Raw genomic sequence first — 9,064 nt, forward strand, 5'->3', positions numbered from 1 at the left:
CCGTTAAAATTAGCAAACTGCTGCATGTGCCTGTTTTCATGAATAATCAGGTTATCATCTCCCCTTATGCTGCCATTGCTAAAATTATCCTGGCCAGGTAACAGGTTTAGTTCGCTTATAACCGGTGCCAGCCTTACATATGCGTTAGGTATGGTTGTTTGATTGAGCAATACAATATTCCATTTTCGCTGCCGGTTTCCGATTGTATGCATGGTAATACTATCCAGTAACTGCACAATATTACTTACCCTGTTAGCCTGGCTATCCAATCCTTTTGGAAAAATAACCCTTGCTAATTGGGTATTTATCTGCTGCCATTTTAATGCAGCCGGGTTACCGCCTACCTTTTGTGCCGACGTAAATAAAGAGGTAAAAAATAATATAGAAAGCAATAATTTTTTGACCATCATGCAATAAAGTTAAGTTATAAGTATTGCTCCATTTCCTAAACAGACGTTATTTGCAATGATAGATATTTACCTGTAAAAATCAGGGTTCTACACATTTCAGGATGAGCTCAATCACTATTTTCGTGTCATTGCTTCCATCCATTTCATTATCAAAGCACCCTCTTCACCACTACAGGGATTACCTGCTTCATTCAAAAAATAAGCAACTACTTTTTCAATCATGGGTTGCTGTACATGTTGCAACGCATCAAAAGTAAACTGTTGGGTTGTATTGTTTACAGTAACAGTAATGGTGCGTCCATCAAAAACAGGAAACTCAATTTTTCCAATGGTTCCGGTAATTTCGCACCAATCCCTTTCAGATGTTTTTTCAATACCAAAGCTCCATATTCCACTAAATACAATACCGTTTTTAAATAAAATATTTCCTGCCACCATATCGTCGGCAGCATACAATCCTGCCTGGTTAACAGCTACTCCATTTATCTTTTCTGCATCACCAAAAAAATAAAGCATCAAATCAAGCTGGTGCGGTGCAAGGTCATGAAATAAGCCACCACCCGCAATCGAAGTATCTACCCGCCAGGCATTTTTATTCTCTTTCAGTGCTTCCTGGTTTAATACCATCTTGCAATAATCCAGTTTTACAAATCTGATATCACCAATTACTTTATCGATAATTAATTGTTTTATCTTTTTAAAAAAGGGCTGTTCCCGCCGGTAATGCGCTATTACTAGTTTTATATTTTTTTGTGCTGCAGCACGCACCATATTTATTGCAGCATCCGTATTTACACTCATTGGTTTTTCAACATACACCGGCTTTCCTGCTGCCAGTGCAGCAATGGTATACATTTCGTGTGAAGATGGTGGAGTGGCAACATAAACAGCATTCACCTCCGGATCGTTGATCAGTTGCTCAGCATTACTGTACCACTTGGGTACGTTGTGCCGGTAGGCATAATCTTTCGCCTTTGCCATGTCGCGCCGCATTACGGCTATCAGGTTTGAATTACTTACTTTATTAAAAGCCGGTCCGCTTTTAAATTCCGTAACATCCCCACAACCAATAATACCCCAGTTTATTTTTTTCATATCACCTTGATATCACACATCAATGGTTTCGTTTTGAAGCATGCTGTTTTCTGCAAAATAATGTCAACAATTATTGGAAGTCATTTATCAAAAATGAAACTATTTTTTCGACAAGCTTTTATTTACCAAGTAGCCAAAAATAAACCCGGCAATACAACCTATCAGCGCACCTGTTATAAGAGTTGCAATGCTGGTTGAGTCGATAAAATAGCTAACGCCAAGACCTAAGAAACCACAAAATAAAACTGCTGCAATTACAGCTCTGCTCACTTTTTTGGGTTTTAAATGTGTGTTGGAAGTTTTCTGATGATGATCTGTATGTTTGTGCGGATGTCTTGCTTTAGATTCAGGCATAAATTTTATTTCAATGTACGCATTATTTTTATGCACAACAATATTACCTTCCTTTTTAATACAGTATTTAAACCGGGTATAAAAAAACCTCCACAAAAGGAGGTTTTTCACAGGTTCGTTTTCTTAAATACAGCCCCTGCCAATTGGGGGATTCAGTGGTATTGGATAATTACTTTGTAAATATATTTTTATTATTTTTTTTGTGTGTAATTCAATTCCCTGATCCATTGTAGTTTTATTTGTACTATAAATTATGAACATATGTTTTATTGTTTCTGATGTAATAAAAACTGGAAAATCTTATGCTGTACTATTTGCACTTGCTGCTGCCGCAACAAATTTTTTTTCATCAGGATAGCCCAGCAGATAAGTGATGTGCATGCCATATTTGTTTTTTACTTTACCCGCCTGCCAGCAGTAATTTTCATTGTTGACATCGCTTGCCATTTGCAACAATTGATGCGGTTGATACAGTCTTGTTACAGAAACAATACCGTCCCAAACAGTCAACAATGGAATTACAGGAATTACATAGGTAAACAACAACCGGCTCCATTTAAAGGGTCTAAAAAAAGGCGTAAATAAAAAAAATGCAATGGGATGAAACAGCACCATTGCCACTATAAAAAATATACTTTTATTGCCGCCGTCAAAAATACCAATGCCTTCCCTGGCTGAAACAGCATCCTGTATTACCTGTGTAGCCGTTGGTGTATCAAAATGATGAAAGGCAGAAAAAATAGTTCTCACGCCTTTTAACGCAGGGGCAACTTTTACCGCATTTACAGGCGTTGAACAATAGCTTACCTGGCCATCGGTTTTATGCTCAATAAACTCATAAGCAGGTATGTTAGGAAAAATATCAGTGAGCATAAAAGGCACTGCTAACGCATATTTATGCTGTATGTTTTTTTGAACCTGTACAATGGTACCACCTCCTCCTGAACAGAGATCAATTACTTTTAAAGAATTGGTTTCCTGCAGCAATTGCACTACCAGCGGACTAACAGGCTCATAAAAATTTCCACTGTTTAAAATAAATCTTAAATAGTCCGTCATGCCTTCCCTGATAGTGGCAGGCAGCCAGGTTTTATCTTCAAACTCAAATAACCACTTGTTCATACTGCAATAATAAATGAAAGAAAGATAATCCTCCTTCATTGTTGAGGTTTTACTCCGGCGCATCATTTTGAATAAATGCAATTGCCTTCAGCATATCTACCTGCAAAATCCTGTCTGCCTCATTAAAACTTACTTCTTTTCTAAAAGCATATACAATGGCTTCAATAGCGGGAGAACTTTGCAAGGGCCTGCGAAATTCAAGTGCCTGTACCGCAGTTAATAATTCGATTGCCAGCACTTTTTCTACATTATCTACTACGCGTTTGCATTTGGTAGCTGCATTGGCACCCATACTTACATGATCTTCCTGGTTGTTGCTGCTGCTGATAGAATCTACACTGGCAGGAGTACACAACTGTTTGTTTTCGCTCACAATTCCTGCTGCGGTGTATTGCGGTATCATAAAACCTGAATGTAATCCCGATTGCTTTACCAAAAACAGGGGAAGTTTATGCTGACCGCTGATAAGCTGATACGTTCGTCGTTCCGAAATATTGGCAAGTTCACTCATGGCAATTGCTAAAAAATCCAGCGCCAATGCCAGGGGTTGCCCATGAAAATTTCCACCACTTAAAATTAAATCATCTTCCGGAAAAATATTGGGATTGTCAGTAACAGAATTGATCTCTTTTATAAAAATACAAAGCACATAATCGAAGGTATCTTTTGTTGCACCATGTACCTGTGGCACACAGCGAAATGAATAAGGATCCTGCACCTGTTCTTTTTTTTGTATTGCAATCTGGCTGCCTGCCAGCAAACTGCGCAAAGCCGCAGCGGTAGTAACCTGCCCTTTATGACTTCGGATAGAATGTATCTTTTCGTGCAGCGGTTCCAGGGTACAATCAAATGCATCAAAAGAAATGGCGGCGATAATATTTGCCCATTTTAATAACCGGTCGCACTGCACCAGGCTGTGCATACCATAAGCACTCATAAATTGTGTACCGTTTATTAATGCCAGTCCTTCTTTACTTTGCAATGAAATGGGTTGCCAGTTAAATTGTTGCAGTGCATCAGACGCCAACATTTTTTTTCCTGAATGGTGTACTTCACCTAACCCTATCAACGCTAAACTTAAATGGCTCAGCGGTGCCAAATCTCCCGAAGCACCCAATGATCCCTGGGTATAAATCAATGGCAATACATCATTGTTGTACATATCAATCAGCCGTTTCACCGTATCAATCTGTACACCCGAATTACCATAGCTGAGCGATTTTATTTTTAGCATAATCATCAGCCGAACTATCGGCGCAGGCACTTCTTCGCCCAGCCCGCAGGCATGCGATTTTATTAAATTTATCTGTAGTTCCTGCAGCTGCTCATTGTCGATTTTTACATTCTGCAAATAACCAAATCCGGTGTTGATACCGTAAAATAATTCATTGTTTTCCCCCAGTTTTTTATCAAGGTATTGCCGGCAAACAACTATGCGTTTGTGTGCATCAAAAGTAATGGACACCAGTTGCTTAAAAGCAAGCAGATTTTTCACCTGCTGAAAGCTCAGCGGATTTTTATCAAGTGGTAAATAGTTATAACTCATGCAACTGTTTCCTGTAGGAAAATATATTTTCGTTTTTGAAAAACACCTTACCTTTTCAAAAGTAACAGAACTTATTTACTATAAGTTTATTGGTATTGGCTAAGGAAACTTACGGTAATTTATGCGCATTGCTACTGCAAAGCGCCCTGATAACCACGCTTGCAGCCATACAGCCAAACAACGCAGGCATATAACTGATGGTGCCAATGATCGATTTTTTAGGGAAAGCTTTTTCGGTAACAACAATTTTATCCGCATCAATTTTTTCCGGCGAAAACACCACTGTTACTCCGGTAGTAATGCCTTCCTTGTGCAGGTATTTTCTAACATAACGGGCAAGGTTGCATTTATAACTTTCTGAAATATCTGCCACCTGAATCTGCGACGGATCCATTTTTCCCCCTGCACCCAGCGAACTTACCACCGGTATTTTTCTTTCCACACAGGTTTTAATTAACCATACTTTTGGCGTTAAAGTATCAATACAATCCACCACATAATCATAATTGCCGGATGTTACAATTTCTACCGTTCTTTCTTCTTTTATAAATTCAGCAATGACCTTTAATTCAATTTCGGGGTTAATATCTTTTATTCTTTTCCCCATCACTTCTGCCTTTAATTGCTTTTCGGTACTGTGCAGGGCTGCTATCTGCCGATTGCCATTGCTAAGGTCCACCTGGTCGCCGTCTACAATCGTCATCCGGCCAACACCAGCCCTGGCAATCATTTCAGCGCATATACCACCTACTCCGCCCAGCCCCACCACCAGTACATTTTTAAGCATCAGTTGTTGGGTAGTACCTTCGCCCAGCAGCAACTGCGTGCGACTCATCCAGTATGGTATCATAGGTTTCAAAATTTATGAGTTACAATATTACTATTATTGTCCGGGCTAAGAAGCAATGTGGTAAATAGTTGCGTCGCCCTCTTGTACTTTTTCAGCGTTGTGGTACGCTTTCAATTTGAATATGTTTTCGTTTCTGCCCCGGGCGCGGCATTGCGCCGGGAATATAGATGAAAGCTTTTTCTTATATACTTTACTCCAGCACTTGTGGGGTTTCTTCTGTTTATCCTATACTCCTGTGCCAGGTGGATTTTTTTATTTTATACTAAACTCCTGCGCCAATAGGATAAAATAAAAATGGCTTTATTTTTTAAATAACCTTACCGAAGCTAAAAATAATAAATAGCAAAAATGGATGACCAATTTTGAAGAATAAGCATAATAACGAATGACAGTTTAAGAAATAAAATTGCAGATGCTCTTATCTTTACGCCCGGCAAAATCAATTAATTCAACTTCCATATAGCAAAGTTTAATGCTGTAGCAAATGCTACCCAGCATAGGTATGGCACCAACAACCAGGCTGCAGTTTTAGAAATTTTTCTAAACGAAAAAATGGTACTGGATATCATAATAAAAAGTACAATAATGTCAATCAAAGCAAGGTCTGGTCGCTTATAAAAAAAGAAAAGAAAAGACCATCCAAAATTTAATAAAAGCTGAAGCCAATAATAGGTATAAGCAGTATATTTTTTTTCTGTTTTTACCTGACTGTTCCATATAATATAAAACGCAATTCCTATTAAGATGTATAAAACAGTCCATACCGGAGCAAACAACCAGCCTGGAGGATTAAAGGAGGGTTTGTTTAATGTTTTGAACCAGCCATTTACGGAGGACGATGTGAAAAATCCAGAAATACCTCCCACAGCCAGAGTGGTAACAATTGATATAATTAATTTGTAAATTGATTTCATATAATATAAACTAGGTTAGTAAATATAATGGAAATAATTAAACGGAACAATCCACGGCGCAAGGCCCCGGCGCTGCTTACGGTTATTGAACAAATGAATCGGGGCGGGTTTTTTATGTTGAACCTCAGTTGGGCTGCAATGTATACGGCATAAGACCCTCTACAAGTGATGATGGGTACCACTTCGATGAAAAGTTTCACGGAATTACTGCGTCTCTTTTAGCAGGTTTATCTTTTTCCATCGGTCGTTGGTTTACAATTTGATCTGCGAATCCGGTATGAATCAGTAATATATAATGAAAACTCTGTAAACTGCATTGGATTGAGATTGTCTCATAATTTTGGTTTTAAAAAAAGAGATCGTGAACAGGCATTTGTGCCGGATTATTCTTTCAAGGTTTCAGCACTATATCGATTCGATTCGTCCTTGTGGTGGTTCGCTTTTCAATCATAATAAACTGCAATTCCCGGAAGCCGATGTTGTGTCTTTTTGACGGGCATGCTGCAAGTTAACCTGGCTAAAGCTTTGGCCATCGGCAAAAAATACACAACGGCGGCCGCCTGGAAAGGTTGGTTCAGTTTATTAAGCTACCGATGGTGGTAGAAAAATCAAAAAATTTCAGACCAAATCACCAGGCATTGGATTGTCCTAAATCTAATAACAGATAGTTTTATTTACTTTTGAAAATAAAAGAAGATGTATGTTTATTAAAATAAAATTCACCATACCTGTTATTGTGTTGCTGTTAATCATTACCAATACTACCGCACAAACAATCCAGTTACTCAATAGTGGCACAAAGGCTTCCATCCGTGGGTTAAGTGTGGTATCTGATAAAGTTGTATGGATCAGTGGCAGTGAAGGTACCGTAGGTAAGTCAACAGATGGTGGTGTTAGCTGGAAAATAATGCAGGTAAAAGGTTTTGAAAAAGCCGACTTCAGGGACATAGAAGCATTTGATGGCAAGACAGCCATCCTTATGGCCATTGCAGAACCAGCCTATATTTTACGCACCACCGATGGCGGCGTTACCTGGCAAACCGTATATGAAAATAAAACCAAAGGCATGTTTTTAGATGCCATGGAATTCTGGAACGAACAAAGCGGCATCGTAATTGGCGACCCGATTGATAACAAAGTTTTTATTGCCCGTACTTTTGACGGTGGAAAAAAATGGCAGGAGCTGCCCCCACAAAATTACCCGGTAGCCGATAGCGGCGAAGCCTTTTTTGCCAGCAGCGGTACCAATGTAAGAAAGCTCAGCAAGCAGGAAGCATTGTTTATTTCCGGCGGCACACGAAGCCGGCTTTTTATCCGGGATACAAAAACTGACCTGCCCATTGTACAAGGCAAAGCTACTACAGGCGCTAATTCCATTGCCGTAAAAAACAGTAAAACGTTCATCATTGTGGGGGGTGATTTTAATGCAAAAGAAGATACCACTAAAAATTGTTGCATTACAAACGATGGGGGCAAAACATTTACCACACCGGCAACATCCCCACATGGCTATCGTAGTTGCGTTGAATACATTAATAAATTTACCTGGATAAGTTGCGGTTTAACAGGAGTTGACATCAGCTATGACGAAGGCAAAAACTGGAATTGGATGAGTAAAGAAAGCTTTCATGTATGCCGCAAAGCAAAAAAAGGAAAAGCTGTTTTCTTTGCTGGTAGTGGTGGAAGGATCGGGAAACTTATTGATTGACTTTTTACAAAAGACACAAAAATAGCCGTCTCTATAAAGGACGGCTATTTTATAATAAACTATTTAAATTTACTTATTGGCAGGTGGCTGCTGACCTTTCATCTTTTGTTGCATTTGCTGCATTTGCATTTGCTGCTGCATTGCTTTTTGCTGCATCGCCATTTCTTCAGCAGCTGCTTGTTTTTTGTCAGTAAGTTCTACTACTTCCACGTCAAAAATCAGGTTCTCATTGGGTGAAATTACCGGAGCCTGTCCCTGTTCGCCATAACCTAAAGAAGAAGGGATGTAAAAACGGGCCTTGGTTCCTTTTGATAACATGCGCAAACCATCTACCCATCCCGGGATAACTCTTGGAGCCCACATTTGAACAGGCAGCAAATCAGTATGATGAAACTGAGAATCTATATTACTGTCAAAAGGCTTACCGTCAAAATTTTTACCAGTGTACTTCATTTTTACACCAACAGAATCAGTCACTTTTGCTCCGGTACCTTCCTGCAGAATTTCTACATAAACGCCCATGGGTGATTTCTGTGCTTTGATATTTTTTGAAGCCAGATAATCTGTAATGATTTTATCATCTTTTTTTATCTGTACCAATGCATTTAAAGAATCTTTTACTTTAGCCATTGCCATTTGAATTTTATAGGCACTGTCAGCAGATTCTTTATTGGAATAAATATTTACAATTTTGTAGTAGGCTATCAGGTGACCACCTTTTTTCATAAAAGGTGGTGTGTTGCCACCTTCTTTCATAACACTATCTACCAATTGCTTTACAATGATACTATCGCCTTTTTTTACCTGGCCGAATATTTTGTAATAAGCAGGAGGCATACCGGCAGAATCCATCGAAGCTATCTGATTAGTAGTTTTTCTTGAATCATATAATACGGTGTCTTTATCAGCACCTTTATATGTTTGTTGAAATTGTATTTCAAAAAAATTTCCGTTTTGCAATGTTTTACCACTACCAGCGGCCGAAATGATTTTATATTCCATTCCTTTTTCGCCTTTCTTAAAAGACCCGCCCCCGTTACAACTGACCAGTAATATAGTTGATAC

At 38.9% G+C, this 9,064-nt stretch carries 8 protein-coding genes and 1 pseudogene; 1 reads left to right on the forward strand and 8 read right to left on the reverse strand.

The window, feature by feature from the left end; all coding sequences use genetic code 11:
- The 7 genes and pseudogenes from H7254_RS20720 to H7254_RS20750 all read right to left on the reverse strand — a co-directional run.
- A pseudogene (locus tag H7254_RS20720) lies at positions 1-410 on the reverse strand (hypothetical protein); the annotation flags it as partial.
- A gap of 114 nt (positions 411-524) precedes the next feature.
- Complete coding sequence (locus H7254_RS20725; protein ID WP_301934789.1) at positions 525-1,505, reverse strand: Gfo/Idh/MocA family protein; 981 nt, start codon at positions 1,503-1,505, stop codon at positions 525-527.
- Between the two features lie 99 nt (positions 1,506-1,604).
- On the reverse strand, positions 1,605-1,859 hold the full coding sequence (locus H7254_RS20730) for a hypothetical protein (protein ID WP_301934790.1): 255 nt from the start codon (positions 1,857-1,859) through the stop codon (positions 1,605-1,607).
- Positions 1,860-2,159: 300 nt separating this feature from the next.
- Positions 2,160-3,020, reverse strand: a complete 861-nt coding sequence (locus H7254_RS20735) for a hypothetical protein (RefSeq protein ID WP_301934791.1) — start codon at positions 3,018-3,020, stop codon at positions 2,160-2,162.
- Between the two features lie 10 nt (positions 3,021-3,030).
- Complete coding sequence (hutH, locus tag H7254_RS20740) at positions 3,031-4,527, reverse strand: histidine ammonia-lyase (RefSeq protein WP_301934792.1); 1,497 nt, start codon at positions 4,525-4,527, stop codon at positions 3,031-3,033.
- Between the two features lie 109 nt (positions 4,528-4,636).
- Positions 4,637-5,377 carry a tRNA threonylcarbamoyladenosine dehydratase gene (locus tag H7254_RS20745; protein WP_301934796.1) on the reverse strand — a complete coding sequence of 247 codons (741 nt, stop codon included), beginning with the start codon at positions 5,375-5,377 and terminating at the stop codon, positions 4,637-4,639.
- A gap of 443 nt (positions 5,378-5,820) precedes the next feature.
- The gene (locus tag H7254_RS20750) at positions 5,821-6,291 is read right to left on the reverse strand and encodes a TspO/MBR family protein (protein ID WP_301934793.1); all 471 of its coding nucleotides are present in this window, start codon (positions 6,289-6,291) and stop codon (positions 5,821-5,823) included.
- Between the two features lie 700 nt (positions 6,292-6,991).
- Here H7254_RS20750 and H7254_RS20755 point away from each other — a divergent pair.
- Positions 6,992-7,999 (forward strand): YCF48-related protein, encoded by a 1,008-nt coding sequence (locus tag H7254_RS20755; protein ID WP_301934794.1) that lies wholly within the window; start codon positions 6,992-6,994, stop codon positions 7,997-7,999.
- Positions 8,000-8,068: 69 nt separating this feature from the next.
- Here the strand turns inward: H7254_RS20755 and H7254_RS20760 are convergent.
- Positions 8,069-9,064, reverse strand: a 996-nt coding sequence (locus tag H7254_RS20760; RefSeq protein ID WP_301934795.1) for an FKBP-type peptidyl-prolyl cis-trans isomerase, incomplete at its 5' end; no start/stop codon positions are given.

The sequence above is a fragment of the Ferruginibacter sp. genome (assembly GCF_014377975.1).
In the GTDB taxonomy this organism is placed as follows: domain Bacteria; phylum Bacteroidota; class Bacteroidia; order Chitinophagales; family Chitinophagaceae; genus Ferruginibacter.